The sequence below is a fragment of the Lentibacillus sediminis genome, from assembly GCF_002763455.1.
GTDB lineage: Bacteria > Bacillota > Bacilli > Bacillales > Amphibacillaceae > Lentibacillus_D > Lentibacillus_D sediminis_A.
Genome location: NZ_NIXK01000008.1, coordinates 171,642 through 191,367 on the forward strand (window position 1 = coordinate 171,642; position 19,726 = coordinate 191,367).

The following is a 19,726-nucleotide window of genomic DNA, read 5'->3' on the forward strand; positions in this document are numbered from 1 at the left end:
ACCGATTTCCATCAATCCGACCTCTGCCCTCTACTTAACTGCTTCTTTTGTCTGCGCCTGATTCTGCCCTACAATATAACGGTTCACACCATTTAAAAATGCAGCTGCAGAAGCTTCTATTACGTCTTGGGCAGCACCTCTGCCATTAACTTTTTTTCCATTGACCTCAAGCTGTACATGCGATTCGGCGAGTGCGTCTTTTCCACCGCCAACGGAGTTCAGCTGGTAATCTACCAATCGCAATTCCTCTGCAATTAAGGCATCCAGGGTTTTATACAATGCCTCTACACTCCCCTTACCTGTACAAGCTGTTTCAATCGCATTTCCTTCTGGCGTTTTCAATCTTACTGTAGCTGTCGGGATATTCGCTGTTCCATATTGAACCTGGAACATCTCGAGCTGGTATTTATTCACAGATGCTATGTCTGTTTGGATTTCCATTAACATGGTAAATATGTCATCATCAGTTACCTCTTTTTTATGGTCGGTTAATTGTTTAAATTTAACGAATGCCTCTTTTACTTTTTCATCAGGCAGATCAACACCAAGTTCTTTGACCTTATCCTTAAAAGCATGACGCCCGGAATGTTTTCCAAGGAATAGGGTATTCGCGTTTACTCCAACCATCTCCGGTGTGATAATTTCATAGGTTTCTTTATTTTTCAGTACGCCATCCTGATGGATACCAGCCTCGTGCGCAAATGCGTTACGCCCGATTACTGCTTTATTTGCCTGCACATACATACCAGTTAATTTTGCTACAAGATCACTTGTGCGTTTGGTTTCATTCAGTTTAAGATTGGTATGATAGGGATAGTAATCTGAACGTATCTTCAGGGCTACACCTACCTCTTCCAGACTAGCGTTTCCTGCTCTTTCTCCAATGCCGTTTATCGTTCCCTCTACCTGTGTGGCGCCGTTTTCCACTGCTGCAATGGAATTTGCGACAGCCATTCCCAGGTCATTATGACAGTGGCAGGAAAGGTCGACACGATCAATATTCGGAACTGTCTCTTTTATAAACCGAAACATTTCCCCGTACTCTTTCGGGGTGGTGTAGCCAACCGTGTCCGGCATGTTAATCACCGTGGCTCCGGCATCAATGACACGCTCAATAATTTGTGCTAAGAAATTCCAATCCGATCTCGATGCATCTTCCGGGGAAAATTGCACCTGCGGGAATTTCTGTTTCGCATAAGCAACCATGTTTACTGCAGTATTCATGACTTCTTCCGGCGTTTGCTTCAGTTTATACGTCATATGGATGGGAGATGTTGCCAAGAATAAATGCACCCGTGGCTCATCAGCACCCTTAAGTGCCTCCCAAGCAATGTCGACATCCTCTTTAACAGTTCTTGCCAGCCCCGTTACAGACGTTCCTTTAATCGTATCCGCTATTGCCTTTACTGCCTGAAAATCGCCTTGGGAGGAAGCAGGGAATCCCGCTTCCATCCGATCCACACCGTAGCGCTCCAGCTGTTTGGCGATTTCCAATTTTTCCAATTTGTTCAGATTAACGCCCGGTGACTGCTCGCCATCTCTCAGTGTTGTATCGAAAATTTTAATTTGTGACATGCTGTTTCACATCCTTTTGTTTGGTTTGCAGTGGCTGTTTTACAAAAGGCATTAAATCCCGTAACTCCCTTCCTACTTTTTCAATTGGCAGCTGATTTTCCTTGGCATTGATCGCATTAAATTGTGGACGATTTGCTTGGTTTTCAAGCACCCATCCTTGGGCAAATTTACCTGACTGCACATCTGCAAGGATTTCTTTCATCCGCTCTTTCGTTTCATCATTAATGACGCGTGGGCCGGATACAAAGTCACCCCATTGTGCTGTATCTGAAACGGAATAGCGCATGTTTTCCAGTCCGCCTTCATACAGCAAGTCAACAATCAACTTCATTTCGTGCATGCACTCAAAGTAAGCTACTTCCGGCTGATATCCTGCATCTGTCAATGTTTCAAATCCTGCTTTGATCAAGTTGGTGACACCGCCGCATAGTACTGCTTGCTCACCGAACAAATCAGTTTCTGTTTCTTCCTGAAAGGTTGTTTCAAGAACTCCCGCTCTCGCTGAACCGATTCCTTGTGAATAGGCAAGTGCAAGCTCTGTTGCATTACCGGTAACGTCCTGATACACACCGTATAAAGATGGAACGCCTGCACCGTCTTCATAGGTTCTGCGCACTAAATGTCCAGGCCCTTTTGGTGCAACGAGAAATACATCAACATTACTCGGTGGTACAATTTGATTGAAATGGATGTTAAACCCATGGGCGAATGCAATGGCATTACCAGACTCAAGATTTGGTTTAATGCTTTCCTGATAGACATATGGCTGCAGTTCATCCGGCAAAAGCACCATGACAACATCTGCACTGCGTGTTGCTTCAGCTACGGAAAGGACAGAAAAGCCATCTTCCTCCGCTTTTTCTTGAGACTTACCGGGTCTGAGTCCTACAACAACCTCATAGCCGCTCTCCCGAAGGTTAAGTGCATGTGCATGCCCCTGTGATCCATAACCAACTACTGCGATTTTCTTTCCTTGCAATACCTCTTTTTGAACATCTTTTTCATAAAGTACTTTTGACATTAGTAATCTCCCTTTCTATTTTATATTTAAGGCTCTTTTCGTAAGTTTTGTTGTTTATTTATTTAGGAGTTGATGGAAACTGCGGCGTAACTTACTGGCCGCCGCTGCGGAAATACCCCTCGCTTTCCGCGGGTGGCTGGTGAGCCTCCTCGCGCTGACGCGCTGCGGGGTCTCACCGATGCCATTCCTCCCGCAGGAGTCTCGGAGTATTTCCTCCGCTGGATGTGTTTTTGTGACTTCATCCGATTTACAACCACAACAACAATTAACTCTGTAGATGGTTGATTGGAGCGGAGGGCATCCGACTCCTGCGGGAAGAAAAGCCTAGGCGAGACCCCGTCGTGCGCCAGCACAAGGGGGCTCGGCAGCTTCCCGCGGAAAGCGGATGCCCGTAGCGGAAATCAACGAGCACTCTGCCAAAGTGAAACACTCTCGGTCGGAAGTTTTTACTAGTGTATTTCCGCAGCGGCAGAAGTTAATTCACAGTTTATATATATTGTGATAAAAACAACATTCTTTTAGAAAACAGCCTTATTTTATATTGAAAATGAGTTAATCTCAGTAACTTGCTTTGCTGGCTGCTGACCTCTCAAGAATGCAGTAACACCCGTTTTCGTCAATTCTTTAATTCCATAAGGTCTTAGCAATGTAATTAATGCTTCAACCTTATCCGGTTTTCCTGTCACTTGTATGGTTAGGCTATCCTTGCTTACATCGATGACAGATGCACGAAATGGTGTGATGATCCCTTGAATTTCTGCACGCAATGGACCGTTGCCGCCAACTTTTATAAGCGCGAGTTCCCTTGCGACCATTGCTTTATCAGTGATATCCGATACTTTTATTACGTCAATTTGCTTATTTAATTGCTTTGTTAATTGCTCCAGTTTCTGGGGATCACTCACCTCAACGACGAATGTCATCTTGGCAATGCCTTCTGTTTCTGAACTGCCAACGGATATACTGTCGATATTGAATTGCCGTTTATTCAGCATCCCTGTAACCCGGTTGAGAACACCACTCTGATTTTGAACGGTTGCTGTGATAATACGTTTCATTTCGTCACCCCTATCATTTCGTGAATCCCTTTACCTGGGGCAATCATCGGATAAACACATTCTTTTTGTTCAACCCGGCAATCGACAACAACCGGTCCATCATAGTCAAATATATCTTCAAGCACACTGGCGACATCTTCCTCTTTGTCTACTTTCATACCTCGGATCCCGTAGCTTTCGGCAAGTTTTACAAAATCCGGATTTGCTATGATTGACTCAGAATAACGTTCCTCGTAAAAACTTTCCTGCCATTGTCTAACCATTCCTAATGCTTCGTTATTGACGATAATTACTTTGACAGGAAGGTTCTTTTCTTTCAGAACGGAAAGCTCCTGTAATGTCATTTGAAATCCGCCATCACCAACCAGTGCAACAACCAAATCTTCCGGTGCTCCCAGTTGAGCGCCAATGGCCGCCGGAAAGCCAAATCCCATCGTGCCAAGCCCCCCTGAAGTAACCCACCGATTCGGTTTATCAAAAGCATAATATTGTGCTGCCCACATTTGATGCTGCCCAACGTCTGTTGTAATAATCGCTTCTCCCTCCGACATGCGGTACACTTGCTCTGTCAGCCATTGCGGGGAAATGACGTCAGTTGATCGTTCATACCACAATGGGTAATCTCTCTTGTTGTTTAGTAACTTCTCCTTCCAGGCTTGATGATCCGGTTGATCGATGGGGCTATCTAATAACGCCTGCAGCGCTTCTTTTGCATCCCCAACCACCGGAATAGCTGTCGGAACATTTTTGCCTATTTCCGCCGGGTCAATATCGATATGGGCAACCTTGGCATGTGGTGCAAAATGCTCCAGATTTCCAGTTAAGCGGTCATCAAACCTTGCGCCGATATTGATTAACAAATCAGCTTCATACATCCCCATGTTTGCCGCATATGTCCCGTGCATGCCTGCCATCCCTAAAGAAAGCCCGTTGGTTCCCGGAAATCCGCCTAGTCCGAGTAATGTATTGGCTACCGGAAGCTGAAATTTCTCCGCAAAATCTTTTAATTCTTCGGACGCTTTTGCGAATACGGCACCTGCGCCTGTCAGCAACATCGGCTTTTTGGAACGGCTTAAAGCGTCCGCCAGCTTCCTGATTTGTAATGGATTCGGCCGCTTTGTCGGCTGGTAACCAGGCAAATAAAAATCATTTTTGAAGTTAGGTGGCGTAAGTTCTTGTGAAATATTTTTCGGTATATCCACAACAACCGGTCCCGGGCGTCCTGTTGAAGCAATATGAAAAGCTTCTTTTACGATTCTTGGCAGCTCAGAAAGCTGGCTGACCTGATAATTATACTTCGTAATCGGAGTTGTAATCCCCATCACATCCGATTCCTGGAATGCATCTGTGCCAATTACTCCTTTTGCTACTTGACCGGTAAAAATAACCAATGGCAAGGAATCCATCATTGCATCCGTAATCCCGGTAATCAGATTTGTCGCACCAGGTCCAGAAGTTGCCAATACGACTCCAGGCTTTCCGGTAACACGTGCATATCCTTCAGCTGCATGAATGGAGCCTTGCTCATGCCGGGAAAGTATATGCTTGAACGGCGCCTCGCTCCGATACAGTGCATCATAAATCGGTAATACCGCTCCGCCAGGATAACCGAATACCGTATCCACTTGCGCATCAGCCAATGATTCAATTAATAAATCAGCACCGGTTATCATTTCTTTCGCCCGTTCCACTTCCTGTTTTACCTCAGCCTTCACAACAACATGCCTCCTTATTTGATTAATAAAAAAAGACCCTTCTCTCCACACGGAAATCTGCACAAAGTCAGAATTTCAGGGGAGAAAAGAGTCATTTTCACGGTACCACCCAAATTTATAGCACTCTTACGAATACTACCTTACAAGGCTGATGATCAGCCTATTTTGATAACAGGTACATGTAAATGCACCTGGCTGAGCCTAATAGGAATCCGTTCAGCTCAGCACTCAGAGAAGATGTCAGAACAATATGTACTTCTGGGCTTCCAGCAACCCCAGATCTCTGTAAGTACATGGCACATGTTCCTTTTTTCCCGTCATCGAGTTATGTTATAATATTTTGATAAATCCCTTTGTACGTTTGCTTTTTTGGCAACTATTGCCGGTGACCAGTTTTCTATATAAAAGTTAAATATTTGATATTGCGAACTATCATATAACGGATTTGGAAAAAGGTCAACAGCTTTTTTAAAAGGTTTTGATACTTTTGATAAGTAAAATAAATTGTATCCGCTTACAAGCCCTGTATATTAATAACCTGACTTTTTTAAATATAAATATTACATTTTGATTACAAAAAAATAGCCCCAGTTTTGAACTGAGACTATTTCAGGGTCTTCTCATTCTCGCAGTTGATAGAAAAAAATGCGACATAGGCTGCCGCTACGGAAATACCCCTCGCTTTCCGCGGGCGCTGGTGAGCCTCCTCGCGCTGACGCGCTGTGGGGTCTCACCTATGCTTACCATCCCGCAGGAGTCTCGGGGTATTTCCTCCGCTAACGGGGTGCTTTATTACTTTACTGATTGTTATATTTAAAAAACAATATTCACTTTTGATGGTTGATTTCTGTTGTAGGCAGTCGCGCACCTTAGATCCAGTCTTCTCACGGGAAGCCGCCGCTGCTCATCAAGATTCGTGCTCTTCCCACTGGAGTATGTTGTCCTTCACTCCTATCAACCATAAACAATATAGGCTCTTTTTAAATGATTTTAAAAAACAACCCTACCAGCGAAGGAAATACATGGAGACTCCTGCGGGAAGAAAAGCCTAGGTGAGACCCCGAAGTGCGACAGCACAAGAGGGCTCACCAGCTTCCCGTGGAAAGCGGAATGTATTTCCGTAGCGGCAGGTCAGATTCGACAAAATTCGGGAAGTGACAGGCACCGTCAATCCCTATTTAAATAGTCTGTTACGGCGCCTTTGGAGGAACTGGTGACATTATGTGCGTATTTACCCAATATCCCTTTTTTGTAAAGTGGGGGCGCAGCCCATGAAGCACGACGGTTTTCCAATTCTTCTTCTGATACGTCCATGGAAATTTCTTTTTTATCCGAATCGATGGTAACCAAATCGCCTTCTTTCAGGAATGCAATTGGCCCGCCATCCTGTGCTTCAGGTGCGATGTGGCCGACGACCAGGCCATGTGTACCACCTGAAAATCTTCCATCAGTTAATAAGGCAACTTTCTCCCCGAGTCCTTTTCCAACCAGGATGGAGGAAATGGACAGCATCTCAGGCATTCCCGGTCCGCCTTTTGGCCCAACATAGCGTATAACCAGCACATCACCGTCATTAATTTGATTATCCATTACTGCAGCAGTAGCTTCTTTTTCGGTGTCAAATACACGAGCAGGACCCGTATGACGACTGACTTGCACACCAGATACTTTCGCTACTGCTCCATCAGGAGATAGATTTCCTTTTAAAACGATCAATGGTCCATCTTCACGTTTCGGATGATCAAATGGCATGATTATCTTTTGATCTTCGTCAAGGGAAGAGACCTCTGCCAGATTTTCAGCAACTGTTTTACCTGTTACGGTTAAGCAGTCTCCATGGAGATAGCCTTCTTCATAAAGAAGCTTCATCACACCTTTTACGCCGCCAACACGGTGCAAATCTTGCATAACAAAGCTTCCACTCGGTTTTAGATCAGCAAGATGTGGAACATGCGCTTGTATTCTGTTAAAATCGTCAATCGTTAAATCTACTTCCGCCGCATGGGCGATCGCTAGTAAATGCAGGATAGCATTCGTTGATCCTCCAAGAGCCATGACAACAGTTATGGCATTTTCAAACGCTTCTTTTGTCATGATGTCTTTTGGATAAATTCCTTTTTCAAGCAAATGATAGACCGCTCTCCCAGCAGCCGCGCAATCATCAGCTTTTTCTGCTGATTCTGCTGGATTCGATGAGCTGCCTGGCAGGCTCATTCCCATCGCTTCGACAGCGGATGCCATCGTATTTGCCGTATACATTCCTCCACACGCTCCAGCTCCAGGGCATGCACTGCATTCGATAGATTTTAGTTCATCGTCGTCTATATCCCCGTTGTTATTTTTACCTACACCTTCAAATACCGAGACAATATCGACATCTTGGCCCTTATTGGATCCTGGCGCAATCGTCCCGCCATACGCAAATATTGCCGGGACGTCCGCATTAGCAATAGCAATCATACAGCCCGGGATATTTTTATCACAGGCACCAATGGCCACAAATCCATCCAAATTTTCTGCGCCTACTACGGTTTCAATCGAATCAGCGATCACATCACGGCTCGGCAGTGAATAACGCATCCCTTGCGTCCCCATGGAAATCCCATCAGAAACGGTTATCGTATTGAACATTAAGGGCACTGCCCCAGCTTCTTTAGCGCCTTCCTTTGTTCGAACAGCCAGATCATCAATATGTACATTACATGGAGTCACCTCTGCCCATGTACTGGCAACACCAATCATTGGCTTTTTAAAATCCTCATCCGTTACTCCTACAGCCCGGAGCATAGCACGATTTGGCGCTCGCATGGCACCATCGAATACATGACTTTTAACACGTAAATCTTTTTTCATTTTAGAATTCCACCTTTCTTTCGAATAATTATAGGACTGATTTTCTAAGGGTTCAATGAAATCATGTTAGAAGTTGCCAAAAAGTCAGCTAAGACTCGCAAATAAGATGACCCAAATCGCAAGCGTATTTCCTGCAAAACTACTAACTTTTTTCAACGCCTCCATTTTCGTTCCCCTTGCATCTCCTTTTTTGAAACTATTAGAATTTCTAATAATTTAATTAACGATTTTACCATACCTGGGATGAAAAGGGTAGGTTTATTTTTTCTTGTAAAGGGATAATTAATTCAATTCAACAAAAAAATTGAAAATGCCTATTGAATAAATAATGAAAATGGATTATTATAGTAAGAATACTTTACCAACAAGGGGATGTTGACATGGAGGTACAGCATATTCAAGTAAACCATTGTCCTGTAAAGAAAGATAAACCAAATACTGATCAATTGAAATTCGGGAGAGTATTCACAGACCATATGTTTATCATGGATTATTCGGAATATTACGGTTGGCATGACGCGCGTATTGTACCATATCAGCCGCTTACCATCGACCCGTCCGCTATGGTATTTCATTACGGCCAATCCGTATTCGAAGGGATGAAAGCTTATCACACAGCTGATGGAGATGCGCAATTATTTCGTCCGGAAAAAAACATGCAGCGCTTTAATCGTTCCAACGATCGGCTTTGCATCCCTCCGATTGATGAGAATTTTGTAATAGATGCGATTAAAAAACTTGTCTCCGTAGATAAGGACTGGATTCCGGAAGCAGATGGAACCTCTTTGTACATTCGCCCATTCATCATTTCCACCGAATCCTATATAGGTGTGGCCCCATCACTCCATTATAAGTTAATCGTCATTCTGTCACCTGTTGGAGCATACTACAAAGAAGGAATCAACCCGGTGAAAATTGTAGTGGAAAACGAATTTGTCCGTACCGTAAAAGGCGGAACCGGTGAAGCGAAAACCGGTGGCAACTATGCTGCTAGCCTTAAAGCTCAGGAGGTTGCCGATCATAAAGGATTTGCCCAAGTCCTATGGTTAGACGGTGTTGAAAAGAAATATATTGAAGAAGTAGGCAGTATGAATATTTTCTTTAAAATCAACGGAGAAGTTGTTACACCTGCGCTAAATGGCAGTATTCTTGAAGGGATAACAAGAAATTCGGTTATCCAGCTCCTGAAACATTGGGATATTCCTGTTGCAGAGCGAAAAATCTCGATGGAAGAATTGCAGCAAGCCCATGAAGATGGATTACTTGAAGAGGCATTTGGTGCAGGAACAGCAGCAGTTATTTCCCCAATCGGTCAAATAACCTGGAATAATAATGATTTTCTTATTAACGGTGAAAAAACAGGGGAAATAGCGAAAAAATTATATGACACGTTAACCGGTATTCAATATGGAAGAGAGCAAGACCCATTTGGCTGGGTTTCTAAAGTGAGAGAAAAGGTAAGTAAAATAGCTCAGTAGACGTGTAAACAGGCAACCCCCCTCGAGATCGCTTGCTCGGGGGGGTTTTTGTTGTGGCATTTATTTCATAACTGATAAGTAATAATGCTTCCTTGATAAAAAAAGATTCACTACAGCATCATGAACTTCCCGCACACTTTTGCCCGATTTCACAGTAGCTGTATAGGAACTTTCTACCTGTGCGACTCCACTAATTGAATAGTTTCTGAATCAGCCAATTCCATTTCTCGGATGACCCGTGAGCCTCCTCGCTCGTACCTCGCTACGCATTCTCACCCTGCCCACTGTCCACGGTCGAGTAAGCGGGTGTGCAGTATGGGGCGTTTTCCAACCAGACAGGCAGACTTTCCCTGTGTTAGAATAGAAAATACGTACGAAAGGATATAGCCTGACCATCAACTACATAGACTATATTATACCTTTCTTAAAGGAGTCGTTTGATTTGCCATCACGATATTGGTGGGTTATCCTTACCTACATTCTAATGCAACTGTTAAGTGTTATTTTTGCACCGGTTATTTATCTGCTGTTTCCGGTGGAGGAGCTTCAAGCCCAGGTTTACTCAATGATCTTGAGTTTTTTACTGGCAACTGTGGTAACCTTAATGCTTATACGGCCGGATATGAAAATGCAGCCGATGCGGGAGGCAGCCAGCACAACCATGATGGTTGCCTGGTCGATTCTCGGTGTAATCATGGCTTTTTTTGCTCAAGGCATTGCCAGTCTGATTGAAATAGAAGTACTGGGAATTCAGCCCGGGTCGGAAAACACCCAGGTCATTATGGACATCACCCGGGCCGCTCCGATTTTTATGATCGTCCCGGCGATTTTCGCACCAATTCTGGAGGAAATTCTTTTCCGTAAAATCATCTTTGGCAGGCTGTATCAGCGGATGAATTTCTTCTTTGCCGCCCTGTTATCTGCCGTGATATTTGCCTTAATCCACCTCGATCCGCTGCACCTGTTGGTTTATACGGCGATGGGATTTGTGTTTGCCTTTCTGTACGTGCAGACAAAGCGGATTATCGTGCCAATTATCGTTCACATGGCGATGAATACCATTGTGATGATCGCGCAATTCGGCATCTCACCGGAGGAGCTGGAGCAAATGCGGCAGCAACTGGAACAACAGATGATCTTTTTAGGAGGATAACACATGCGAACTTCCCCATTGGCGATGGCCATTATTTACTTTCTGATGGGCATCCTTTTTATATACATCGCGACTCAGACCGCAGGGGACACAGTTTGGAATGTCACAACAATCATTTTAGCCGTTGTTGCGACAATGGAAATTGGGGTCGGGATCCGATTGGTGGTCCTGCACTTCCATTGGAAAAACAAGAAAAAGGAGTAGCATCTCATCACAGGTGCTGCTCCTTTTTTCACGGAGGGGCCATTATTCATTTTCCAGCGGATAATGCTTCAGGAAATAAACGAGCGCCTGCAATTCGACGGCCAGGTCAATATGATGGACGCGAATGTGTTCCGGGACGGTTATCCTCGCCGGGGTAAAGTTGAGAATTCCTGTCACCCCATAGTCCACCAGACGCTCGGTGACCCCGTCCGTTTCACCTGCCGGAATGGTTAGAATGGCGACCTGGATGCCGTCCATCCGCTCCTCCATCTCATCAATATGATAAATCGGCACTCCGCCGATATCCTCACCGACCTTTTCCGCAGACGCGTCAAATGCCATTTTAATAACGATATTATTGTTTTTCATAAAGTTATATTTTAAAAAAGCCGTCCCCAGGTTTCCCGCGCCAATCAGTGCTACTTCTGTTACCTCATCCTGATCCAGTGTCTTCCGGAAAAACTCAAGCAGATACTCCACATTGTAACCATAGCCTTTTTTACCTAATGCCCCGAAGTAGGAAAAGTCCCTTCTTATTGTGGCAGAATCCACCTTAACTGCTTCACTGAGCTCTTTGGAAGAGACACGCGATTTTCCCTGCTGGTTCAAATTATTCAAAAACCGGTAATATAACGGCAAGCGCTTGGCCGTTGCCTGCGGTATTTTATTTTGATCCATTTTTATTCCTCTTTTCCTGACCCATTCTTTCCTCTTATTTTATCAGAAATTACCGAGAAAGTCGTTACCCATTTCACAATTTAATTGCCGGGAGAAAGCGAAATGCGATAGACTAGAAGGAACGAGGTGAACGAGCATGATACTGATGCAGATGAACGGCCTTTCGAAATCCTTTGGGGCTGATGAAATATTACGCAATATTAAACTTGAGGTGAAGGATCAGGATCGCATCGCCATTGTCGGCAGAAATGGTGCGGGAAAATCCACGCTTCTGAAAATCATGGCTGGCGAATTTTCGCATGATGAGGGCGAATTGTTTCAGCCAAAAGACCTGACAATCGGCTATCTTTCCCAGCATACTTCCCTGGAATCCCGCAAGACGATCTGGGAAGAGATGGTGGATGTCTTCCATGAGCTACGGGAGCTGGAACGCCAACTGCGAGGTATGGAGCAGCAAATGGAGGCGGCCGCCGCTCTCTCTGAAGCCGAATCGGAGAAACTTTTGGCTGATTATGACCGGCTGCAGCAGCGCTATCAGCAACAAGGCGGCTATACATATGAGGCAGATATCAAGGCAGTGCTGACAGGATTAAATTTTTATGCTGAGGACCATGACACACCGATCAGCGATTTAAGCGGCGGGCAAAAAACCCGGCTGGCACTGGGCAGACTACTACTGACCAAGCCGGCGCTTTTAATTCTCGATGAGCCGACCAACCACCTGGATATTGATACACTCAGCTGGCTGGAAAATTATTTAACCGGGTATCCAGGAGCTGTTGTGATCGTTTCCCATGATCGGTATTTCCTGGATAAAACGGTCTCAATTGTCTATGAAATTTCCCGACATCAGACGAAGAAATATCATGGCAGCTACAGCAAATTTCTTGAACAGAAAGCGCTCGATTATGAGCAGGAATTGAAGGAATTTGAAAAACAGCAAACGGAAATCAAAAAAATGGAAGATTTCATCCAGCGCAATATCGCCCGCGCCTCCACCACCAAGCGGGCGCAAAGCAGGCGAAAACAGCTGCAGAAAATAGATAAGCTGGACAAGCCAGCGGGCGATGAGGCATCGGCGAATTTTTCTTTCCAAATCAGCCGGACTTCTGGTAATGATGTGCTGAAGATTGATCAGCTTGCTTTCGGGTACGAAGATAGAGATGAGCTATTATTTTCCGATGTGAAGATGCGGGCGACTCGCGGGGAGCGCATTGCCCTTGTCGGACCGAATGGTGTCGGTAAAACGACTTTGCTGAAAATCATCTTGGGGAAACTGCAGCCATCCGAGGGTAGCGTCCAGCTCGGAACCAATGTGCAGATCGGCTACTATGATCAGGAACAGGCGAATTTATCGTCCGCGAAGACGGTGCTGGAAGAGTTGTGGGATGAGCATCCAACGGTGAATGAGAAAGACATCCGCACCGTACTCGGAAATTTTCTGTTTTCCGGGGATGACGTGCTAAAGCCCGTTGCGTCGTTGAGCGGCGGAGAAAAAGCACGACTGGCTCTGGCTAAGTTAATGATGCAAAAAGCCAATCTTCTGATCCTCGACGAGCCGACCAACCATCTGGATATCGACAGTAAGGAAGTCTTGGAAGCAGCACTGATGGATTTTCCCGGGACGATCATTTTCGTTTCCCATGACCGCTATTTTATCAACAAGATCACCGACCAGGTAGCGGAAATGCAGCAAAACGGGCTGACCATTTACCTGGGCGATTACGATTATTATACGGAAAAGAAAGCAGAAGAAGCGGAAATCGCCCGACTGCAACAGGCCGAAGAAACCATTCAAAAGGCGGATCGCCAAAAACGAAGCCATCAAGCGGATAAAACAAGACAGCGTGAAGAAAGGAAGAAACAGCGCCGAATTGCCGAGCTGGAAGAGACGATCGAGGATATGGAAGCACAGCTCGCCAAACTGGAAGAAAACATGGCCGACCCGGAAGTTTATCAGGATCACGAAAAAGCACTGGAGCTCACTAAAGAGGCCAGTGAGCTAAAGCAAAAAATTGACCCACTCATGGAAGAATGGACCGCTCTGCAGGATGAATAGAAAAAACACCCCGGTTGTGGGGTGTTTTTTATTTGGGTGATTTTTAAGGGGCGGGACCTTCTGGCCGGGAACGGAAACTTCAACCCCACAGCGACCCCAGAGCGCAGCGATAGGCCGTGTCACATTTTCTATTTAAACAAATAATCATTCTGAATCGTTCCTTCCACAGCAACCCGGTAAATAAGCCCAAAACCAATCATAGTCGATAACACTGAACTCCCGCCATAACTGATCAACAGCAGCGGAATCCCTGTTACCGGCATAATCCCAAGTGTCATGCCAATGTTTTGAAAAGCATGGATGAACAGCATGCTGAAATAGCCAAAACATAGATACGTGCCAAATGGAGAATGTTTATAGATATTCAATCCAAGCGTCACCAGTTTGTACAGCAGCATGAAATATAAAAAGATGACAAGCGCACTGCCGATAAATCCGAAGCTCTCGCCGATAACGGCAAAAATAAAATCCGTTTGCGCCTCTGGATAATAGACTTCTAAATCACCGAGACCCTTGCCGAACAGCTGACCAGATCCGAGTGCCATGAAGGCCTGATCAAAGTGCCAGCTGGCATCACTTGATGGCTGGGAAGGATTAAACCAAGTCAAAATCCGGTTAATCTGATATTGCTCAATACCAATTAAATCTTTTGCCAGTACAGGAAAACGCAGGATCAGCCCGAGCATCGCCCCCAGAAAGACAGCAACCCCTAAGATCAGTGTGCCGATAATCTTCCAGTCAATCCCTGATAACAGAATGAACATACCCATGATAAATAAATAGACCATTGCTGTCCCGAAATCTGGCTGCATCATGATTAAGATAACAGGCAGTACAGTGATCACGATTAATTTAATCAGCAGCAAACTGTCCGTTTTCAGCGTGTTTACCTCATGCTTGCCTTTATGATGGCTTACGGTAGCTGATAGAAACACAATCGTGGATATTTTGGCAAATTCCGACGGCTGAATGGTAAAGCCGGGGAGTTGGAACCAGCTTTTTGCCCCGTTGACCGGCTCTGCAATGGCTGCAGGACTCACCAGCAAGAGCGCCAGGAGAAAAACTCCAAAGGCATAAATAAAAATACTGGCCTTGTACAACTGATCCAAATCGAAATACTGCATTGCCGCCACAACCAGTGCCCCTACTGTAAACCAGACCGCCTGCTTCCAGAGAAAACCGCCATTTTCATATTGGTCCATCGACTGTGCATTATAAATCGCCATCAGGCTGGTGCAGACGAGTAAGATAAATAATATGATAAGATCTGTCTGCATATAATAGGATTGTTTTTTCGACATTGCGCATCACCAAATTTCTCTCTCGTATCAAACCGGCTGGCCGACAGTCTCTGTCTGTTATCAAGAGTGTAGCGTCCATCCATGATATCCACAGGAAACCAACAGCAAAAAATGCCGGCAGGCCGGTTGTTCACAATGTTATGCACACTATCCACAGAGAGGGCCAGGATTATCCACGGATTTCATCCACATAAAGACCATGGAGGAATCGCAATTTCTTCATCCTTTACCCACAGGCCTGTGCATAACTTTAATTTAATAACAGTGAAGCATTAGCATTCAAGTCCAATCCCGCTCGTTTCCCTTGGCCGTAGGAAATGGTACCGGCCGCAGCGATCATTGCCGCATTATCGGTACACAGTTCAAGCGGTGGGATTAGAAGCGGAATATCCGTTCCGGCAAATCGTTCATCCAGCTTCTTGCGTAACCCTCTATTGGCGGCAACCCCGCCGGCGACGATCACCTGCTGAACCTGATGCTCACGAGCTGCGCGATAGGTTTTTTCCGTCAAAACTTCCACGACACTCGCCTGAAAACTTGCGGCAATATCTTCAGGTTTCAATGTTTCTCCGCGCTGCTGGACATTGTGCATTTTGTTGATAACCGCTGATTTTAACCCGCTGAAACTAAAATCATAACTGCCATCTTCCAGCCAGGCACGCGGAAACGAAATAATCTCTTCCCCTCGTGCTGCCAGACGGTCGATTTCCGGACCGCCGGGATAAGGCAGCTTCAGCATGCGCGCCACCTTGTCATAGGCTTCCCCGGCCGCATCGTCCCTTGTCTCGCCGATAAGCTCATACTTTCCATGTTCCGTCATTAACACGAGTTCCGTATGCCCTCCTGAAACAATCAAGGCAAGCAATGGAAACTGAAACTCTTTCTCTAGCCTGTTGGCATAAATATGCCCGGCTATATGGTGCACGCCAATCAGCGGTTTTTGTCTGGCAAACGCCAATGCCTTGGCAGCGTTCACCCCAACCAAGAGCGCGCCAACAAGCCCCGGCCCCTTTGTTACCGCAATCGCATCAATTTCGTCCCAGTCCAGCTGTGCCTCGTGGAAAACTTCCTCCAGCACGAGCGTTATTTGCTCCACATGATGGCGTGAGGCGATTTCCGGGACGACCCCGCCAAAGCGCTGGTGGCTGGCAATCTGTGAAGCCACCACATTGGCAACCGTCTCCGTACCGTTTCTCACAATCGCGGCAGCTGTCTCGTCACAGCTTGTTTCAATTCCTAATATATATATGTCTTTTGTCATCGTAAATTCACCCACATTACTAAAGCATCTTCCTGATCATCGGCGTAATAATTTTTCCGGACACCGCCAGGTACGAGCCCAAATTTCCTGTACAATTTCTGAGCTGCGATGTTGGAAACACGCACCTCGAGCGACAAACGCACCGCCCCATGCATCATGATCTGCTGTATGGTAAACCGGAAAAGCTTCTCACCGAATTTATTCCCCCGGTAAGCCGGATCCACCGCGATATTGGTAATTTGCGCATCATCCACGACAATCCAGGCACCGGCATAGCCAATGATCTTTTTTTCCAGCTCCAAGACAAAATAATGAGCATGCTGGTTATGACCAATTTCCTGGTGGAAAATTTCCGCTGTCCATGGACTGGAAAAGGTAGCCTGTTCCACTTCCATCACCTGATCCACATCGGTCAGATCCATCCTTCTAATGACCAATTCAGCCATGGGACTTTCCTTTATGCCGCTCCAGCCATTTTGCTTCCGCTTCCGCCATCCGCAAATAATTCGGAGTCAAGGTGTGAGTGGGTACGGGCTCCACCATACTGCCGGCCAGCGCCAGATGGCTCGCTTTCGGCAAATGATACGGAGCTTCCGGTACAACTGCCCGCTCCCTGAGTTTTTCTGCAATGGATTCCTGGTGTAAAGAGATATCCGGACTCAGAAAAAGCACCTCGCTATTTTCTTCCGCCAGCAGACTCAGCAGATCTTCCATCGGCATATTTTTCTCCGAATAAACAGAATGAAGCCTGCCTTTCTTCCACTCATATACCCCGCCATACACTAATCCGCGGCGCGCATCGAAAAACGGGCATACCAGCGCATGGAAAAACCGCCCCTGAAAGCCTAGAACTTCCAGACTGGATACACCGACAACCGGAATATTTAACGCCCAGGCCATCGTTTTTGCCGTGGAAAGACCGATCCGGACACCCGTATAGGAGCCGGGACCCTTCGCAACAACAATCCGGTCCAGTTCTTCCGGTGTCAGGGAAACTTCCCGCATTAACTGATCGATCGCCGGCATCAGCCTGACTGAATGATTTTTTTTCAAATTTGTGGTTAGATCCCCGGCGATTTCACCATTTTTCATAACAGCCACACCGAGGGCCTGATTTGATGTATCAATTGCAAGTATATTCATCCCGCAGACTCCTTACATGCTTCTATCGTTTGTCGTTCAGTTCACAGACCACCGATTCGTAATGCCGGCCTTTTGGAAGGAACTCCAGCACCCTTTTCTCCTCATCCAGATGGTGGATTGTAATCTCCAGGCGCTCCTCGGGCAAATATTCTTCAATAAACTGCGCCCATTCTACGACGGTGATCCCAAACCCTTGAAAATATTCCATAAAACCAATATCCTCATCGGAATCTTCCAGCCTGTAAGCATCCATATGGTAAAACGGCAGCTTGCCTTCGTACTCCTTTATAATAGTAAAGGTCGGACTGCTGACGGTTCTCGTTACACCAAGCCCTTTGGCAATTCCCTTGGTAAACGTGGTTTTTCCCGCCCCAAGCTCGCCTTCCAGGGTAATCAGATTTCCCGGTTCCAGCAATGCTGCCAACCGCTCAGCCAGCTTTAGCGTCTCAAGTTCCGTATTTGTAGTGGTCTGATAAATACTCATTCCTTCACCTGCTTAAATGGGTATAACCCTTTTTCTGCAAAAGAGTACACCGCCCGTTTTTCTCTAAAAACACCTTACCATAAGTATCTGCCTGACTTACATAGCCAATTCGGCTTATTTTGGTATTTGTTCGGGCCGCTATAGCTTCAACCGCAGGCCAATTCTCCTCGGCCACTGTTCCGGCCAGTTCAAAGTCTTCCCCGCCGTAGAGTTTCCAATGGTGCTGCTGCTCTGGGGTGAATTGTCCATAGTAAGCAGCTACCGGTATCTGATCTTCCTGCAGTGTGATTACCACCTGGGAGGCTTCCGCAATCTCAGCTGTCTCATTCGCTATGCCATCACTAATATCATTAAGCGCCACTCGCGGCATGTCCCCTAAAGCGGCCCCAAATTCCGCACGAGGGAATGGTATCCGGTGCCGGTCAATAAAATAAGCTTTATCCTGATAATTCCCCGGATTGGTCAATATATGAAAACCGGCCTGTGAGCAGCCAAGCGTCCCCGTTACAAAAACAACATCGCCATCTTGAGCGGTGTGCCGGTATCGTGCTTTTTCTCTTTCCGTAAAGCCAATCACTGTAATAGAAAGAGAAAATTCCTTACCCGATACCGTGTCCCCGCCAATCATATCCATCCTGAAATGCCGGCCAATCTCCTTCATACCACGGTAAACTTCTTTCAGCTCATCTTCAGACCATGTATCCGGCACCACAATGGACACAAGATAAAACGCCGGCACAGAGCCCATTGCAGCCAAGTCACTAATATTAGCAGCAAGCGCGCGATAACCCGCATGAAAAGGCTCCATTGTTTCACGTGTGAAGTGAATCCCTTCCACAAACGTATCAACGGAAGTCACAATATCTTTGCTGTTTTCCCGGAAAACCGCTGCGTCATCGCCTACACCCTTTATCAAAGCAGGCTGTCTGTAATACCGTTGTTTGATTGTATCAATAAAGGAAAATTCATCCATTTATCGTTCACCATTTTCTTTGTCAGTCTAGTTAATAATAGCAAAAACCGACAAAAAATGAAACGGCTTTAGTGTAAGGATCCGTTAATGTTTCATGACAATTTTTAAGAAGTACTTCTACACATGGCAGATTTATCGCAGATCTGCTCTGCATCGATTTTAAAAAATTAAAAAACACATGATTCTCGATAAAATCATGTGTGCGTTTATGTATATGAACATGGTTAATGGCGGTCCGGACGGGACTCGAACCCGCGACCTCCTGCGTGACAGGCAGGCATTCTAACCAACTGAACTACCGGACCAGCTATTCAATGTTTATCATACTGCTGTTACTGGTCTTCAGCTAGTACCAAGATTCAAATTTAAATTGGTTGCGGGGGCAGGATTTGAACCTGCGACCTCTGGGTTATGAGCCCAACGAGCTACCAGACTGCTCCACCCCGCGGTGTGATAAAATATAAAATTATATGTCTGGCGGCGTCCTACTCTTGCAGGGGCAAAGCCCCAACTACCATCGGCGCTGGAGAGCTTAACTGCTGTGTTCGGCATGGAAACAGGTGTGGCCTCTCCGCCATTGCTGCCAGACAAATGGTTGCGTGCGAACAACCTTTATTATATACATCTCTGAAGAGAAAATGCAAGGAAAAAATTTACACCCTGAAAACTAAATAAGCGCACACGGGACATCGAAATAATGTTAGTTAAGTCCTCGATCGATTAGTATTCGTCAGCTCCACGTGTCGCCACGCTTCCACCTCGAACCTATC

16 protein-coding genes, 2 tRNA genes and 1 rRNA gene are annotated in these 19,726 nt (G+C 45.8%); 4 read left to right on the forward strand and 15 right to left on the reverse strand.

Annotated elements, in window-relative coordinates; translation table 11 throughout:
* Positions 1–30: 30 nt before the first annotated feature.
* From CEG13_RS14385 to ilvD, 5 genes are all read right to left on the reverse strand, one after another.
* Positions 31–1,575 carry a 2-isopropylmalate synthase gene (locus CEG13_RS14385; protein ID WP_100012592.1) on the reverse strand — a complete coding sequence of 515 codons (1,545 nt, stop codon included), beginning with the start codon at positions 1,573–1,575 and terminating at the stop codon, positions 31–33.
* The gene (ilvC, locus tag CEG13_RS14390; RefSeq protein ID WP_100012593.1) at positions 1,562–2,596 is read right to left on the reverse strand and encodes a ketol-acid reductoisomerase; all 1,035 of its coding nucleotides are present in this window, start codon (positions 2,594–2,596) and stop codon (positions 1,562–1,564) included. The genes CEG13_RS14385 and ilvC overlap by 14 nt, the downstream gene beginning before the upstream one ends.
* Positions 2,597–3,132: 536 nt before the next feature.
* Positions 3,133–3,654: an acetolactate synthase small subunit gene (gene ilvN / locus CEG13_RS14400; RefSeq protein ID WP_100012594.1), complete on the reverse strand. Its 522-nt coding sequence runs from the start codon at positions 3,652–3,654 to the stop codon at positions 3,133–3,135.
* The gene (gene ilvB, locus CEG13_RS14405) at positions 3,651–5,327 is read right to left on the reverse strand and encodes a biosynthetic-type acetolactate synthase large subunit (RefSeq protein ID WP_420843802.1); all 1,677 of its coding nucleotides are present in this window, start codon (positions 5,325–5,327) and stop codon (positions 3,651–3,653) included. The genes ilvN and ilvB overlap by 4 nt, the downstream gene beginning before the upstream one ends.
* A gap of 1,209 nt (positions 5,328–6,536) precedes the next feature.
* Entirely contained in the window at positions 6,537–8,222 is a 1,686-nt protein-coding gene (gene ilvD / locus CEG13_RS14410; RefSeq protein ID WP_100012596.1) for a dihydroxy-acid dehydratase, read from the reverse strand.
* A gap of 380 nt (positions 8,223–8,602) precedes the next feature.
* Between ilvD and CEG13_RS14415 the strand changes: the two genes are divergently transcribed.
* From CEG13_RS14415 to CEG13_RS14425, 3 genes are all read left to right on the forward strand, one after another.
* Positions 8,603–9,700 carry a branched-chain amino acid aminotransferase gene (locus CEG13_RS14415; protein WP_100012597.1) on the forward strand — a complete coding sequence of 366 codons (1,098 nt, stop codon included), beginning with the start codon at positions 8,603–8,605 and terminating at the stop codon, positions 9,698–9,700.
* A gap of 484 nt (positions 9,701–10,184) precedes the next feature.
* Positions 10,185–10,853, forward strand: a complete 669-nt coding sequence (locus CEG13_RS14420) for a CPBP family intramembrane glutamic endopeptidase (RefSeq protein ID WP_420843803.1) — start codon at positions 10,185–10,187, stop codon at positions 10,851–10,853.
* Positions 10,854–10,856: 3 nt separating this feature from the next.
* Positions 10,857–11,057: a YdiK family protein gene (locus tag CEG13_RS14425; protein ID WP_100012599.1), complete on the forward strand. Its 201-nt coding sequence runs from the start codon at positions 10,857–10,859 to the stop codon at positions 11,055–11,057.
* A gap of 42 nt (positions 11,058–11,099) precedes the next feature.
* On the opposite strand, the gene CEG13_RS14430 is transcribed toward CEG13_RS14425, so the two are convergent.
* Positions 11,100–11,735 carry a redox-sensing transcriptional repressor Rex gene (locus tag CEG13_RS14430; protein ID WP_100012600.1) on the reverse strand — a complete coding sequence of 212 codons (636 nt, stop codon included), beginning with the start codon at positions 11,733–11,735 and terminating at the stop codon, positions 11,100–11,102.
* Between the two features lie 136 nt (positions 11,736–11,871).
* Between CEG13_RS14430 and CEG13_RS14435 the strand changes: the two genes are divergently transcribed.
* Positions 11,872–13,794: an ABC-F family ATP-binding cassette domain-containing protein gene (locus tag CEG13_RS14435; protein ID WP_100012601.1), complete on the forward strand. Its 1,923-nt coding sequence runs from the start codon at positions 11,872–11,874 to the stop codon at positions 13,792–13,794.
* 128 nt (positions 13,795–13,922) lie between these two features.
* On the opposite strand, the gene CEG13_RS14440 is transcribed toward CEG13_RS14435, so the two are convergent.
* From CEG13_RS14440 to rrf, 9 genes are all read right to left on the reverse strand, one after another.
* A complete protein-coding gene (locus tag CEG13_RS14440) occupies positions 13,923–15,095 on the reverse strand; it encodes an FtsW/RodA/SpoVE family cell cycle protein (protein WP_100012602.1) in 1,173 nt (390 codons plus the stop codon).
* A 250-nt stretch (positions 15,096–15,345) separates the two neighbouring features.
* Positions 15,346–16,356 carry a tRNA (adenosine(37)-N6)-threonylcarbamoyltransferase complex transferase subunit TsaD gene (gene tsaD / locus CEG13_RS14445; protein ID WP_100012603.1) on the reverse strand — a complete coding sequence of 337 codons (1,011 nt, stop codon included), beginning with the start codon at positions 16,354–16,356 and terminating at the stop codon, positions 15,346–15,348.
* Entirely contained in the window at positions 16,353–16,802 is a 450-nt protein-coding gene (gene rimI / locus CEG13_RS14450; RefSeq protein ID WP_100012604.1) for a ribosomal protein S18-alanine N-acetyltransferase, read from the reverse strand. Before rimI ends, tsaD begins: the two co-directional genes overlap by 4 nt.
* A complete protein-coding gene (tsaB, locus tag CEG13_RS14455) occupies positions 16,795–17,499 on the reverse strand; it encodes a tRNA (adenosine(37)-N6)-threonylcarbamoyltransferase complex dimerization subunit type 1 TsaB (RefSeq protein ID WP_100012605.1) in 705 nt (234 codons plus the stop codon). The genes rimI and tsaB overlap by 8 nt, the downstream gene beginning before the upstream one ends.
* Positions 17,500–17,521: 22 nt before the next feature.
* Positions 17,522–17,983: a tRNA (adenosine(37)-N6)-threonylcarbamoyltransferase complex ATPase subunit type 1 TsaE gene (gene tsaE / locus CEG13_RS14460; protein ID WP_100012606.1), complete on the reverse strand. Its 462-nt coding sequence runs from the start codon at positions 17,981–17,983 to the stop codon at positions 17,522–17,524.
* 4 nt (positions 17,984–17,987) lie between these two features.
* Positions 17,988–18,956 carry a thiamine-phosphate kinase gene (gene thiL / locus CEG13_RS14465; protein WP_100012607.1) on the reverse strand — a complete coding sequence of 323 codons (969 nt, stop codon included), beginning with the start codon at positions 18,954–18,956 and terminating at the stop codon, positions 17,988–17,990.
* Between the two features lie 228 nt (positions 18,957–19,184).
* A tRNA-Asp gene (locus CEG13_RS14470) sits at positions 19,185–19,261 on the reverse strand.
* Positions 19,262–19,327: 66 nt separating this feature from the next.
* Positions 19,328–19,404, reverse strand: a tRNA-Met gene (locus CEG13_RS14475).
* Between the two features lie 24 nt (positions 19,405–19,428).
* A 5S ribosomal RNA gene (rrf, locus tag CEG13_RS14480) occupies positions 19,429–19,544 on the reverse strand.
* Positions 19,545–19,726: the final 182 nt, after the last annotated feature.

What these genes read in the sequence shown, in the direction of transcription:
- CEG13_RS14385 (WP_100012592.1), bottom strand. Translation starts at nt 1,575, where the DNA reads ATGTCACAAATTAAAATTTTCGATACAACACTGAGAGATGGCGAGCAG.
- ilvC (WP_100012593.1), bottom strand. Translation starts at nt 2,596, where the DNA reads ATGTCAAAAGTACTTTATGAAAAAGATGTTCAAAAAGAGGTATTGCAA.
- ilvN (WP_100012594.1), bottom strand. Translation starts at nt 3,654, where the DNA reads ATGAAACGTATTATCACAGCAACCGTTCAAAATCAGAGTGGTGTTCTC.
- ilvB (WP_420843802.1), bottom strand. Translation starts at nt 5,327, where the DNA reads ATGATAACCGGTGCTGATTTATTAATTGAATCATTGGCTGATGCGCAA.
- ilvD (WP_100012596.1), bottom strand. Translation starts at nt 8,222, where the DNA reads ATGAAAAAAGATTTACGTGTTAAAAGTCATGTATTCGATGGTGCCATG.
- CEG13_RS14415 (WP_100012597.1), top strand. Translation starts at nt 8,603, where the DNA reads ATGGAGGTACAGCATATTCAAGTAAACCATTGTCCTGTAAAGAAAGAT.
- CEG13_RS14420 (WP_420843803.1), top strand. Translation starts at nt 10,185, where the DNA reads ATGCAACTGTTAAGTGTTATTTTTGCACCGGTTATTTATCTGCTGTTT.
- CEG13_RS14425 (WP_100012599.1), top strand. Translation starts at nt 10,857, where the DNA reads ATGCGAACTTCCCCATTGGCGATGGCCATTATTTACTTTCTGATGGGC.
- CEG13_RS14430 (WP_100012600.1), bottom strand. Translation starts at nt 11,735, where the DNA reads ATGGATCAAAATAAAATACCGCAGGCAACGGCCAAGCGCTTGCCGTTA.
- CEG13_RS14435 (WP_100012601.1), top strand. Translation starts at nt 11,872, where the DNA reads ATGATACTGATGCAGATGAACGGCCTTTCGAAATCCTTTGGGGCTGAT.
- CEG13_RS14440 (WP_100012602.1), bottom strand. Translation starts at nt 15,095, where the DNA reads ATGTCGAAAAAACAATCCTATTATATGCAGACAGATCTTATCATATTA.
- tsaD (WP_100012603.1), bottom strand. Translation starts at nt 16,356, where the DNA reads ATGACAAAAGACATATATATATTAGGAATTGAAACAAGCTGTGACGAG.
- rimI (WP_100012604.1), bottom strand. Translation starts at nt 16,802, where the DNA reads ATGGCTGAATTGGTCATTAGAAGGATGGATCTGACCGATGTGGATCAG.
- tsaB (WP_100012605.1), bottom strand. Translation starts at nt 17,499, where the DNA reads ATGAATATACTTGCAATTGATACATCAAATCAGGCCCTCGGTGTGGCT.
- tsaE (WP_100012606.1), bottom strand. Translation starts at nt 17,983, where the DNA reads ATGAGTATTTATCAGACCACTACAAATACGGAACTTGAGACGCTAAAG.
- thiL (WP_100012607.1), bottom strand. Translation starts at nt 18,956, where the DNA reads ATGGATGAATTTTCCTTTATTGATACAATCAAACAACGGTATTACAGA.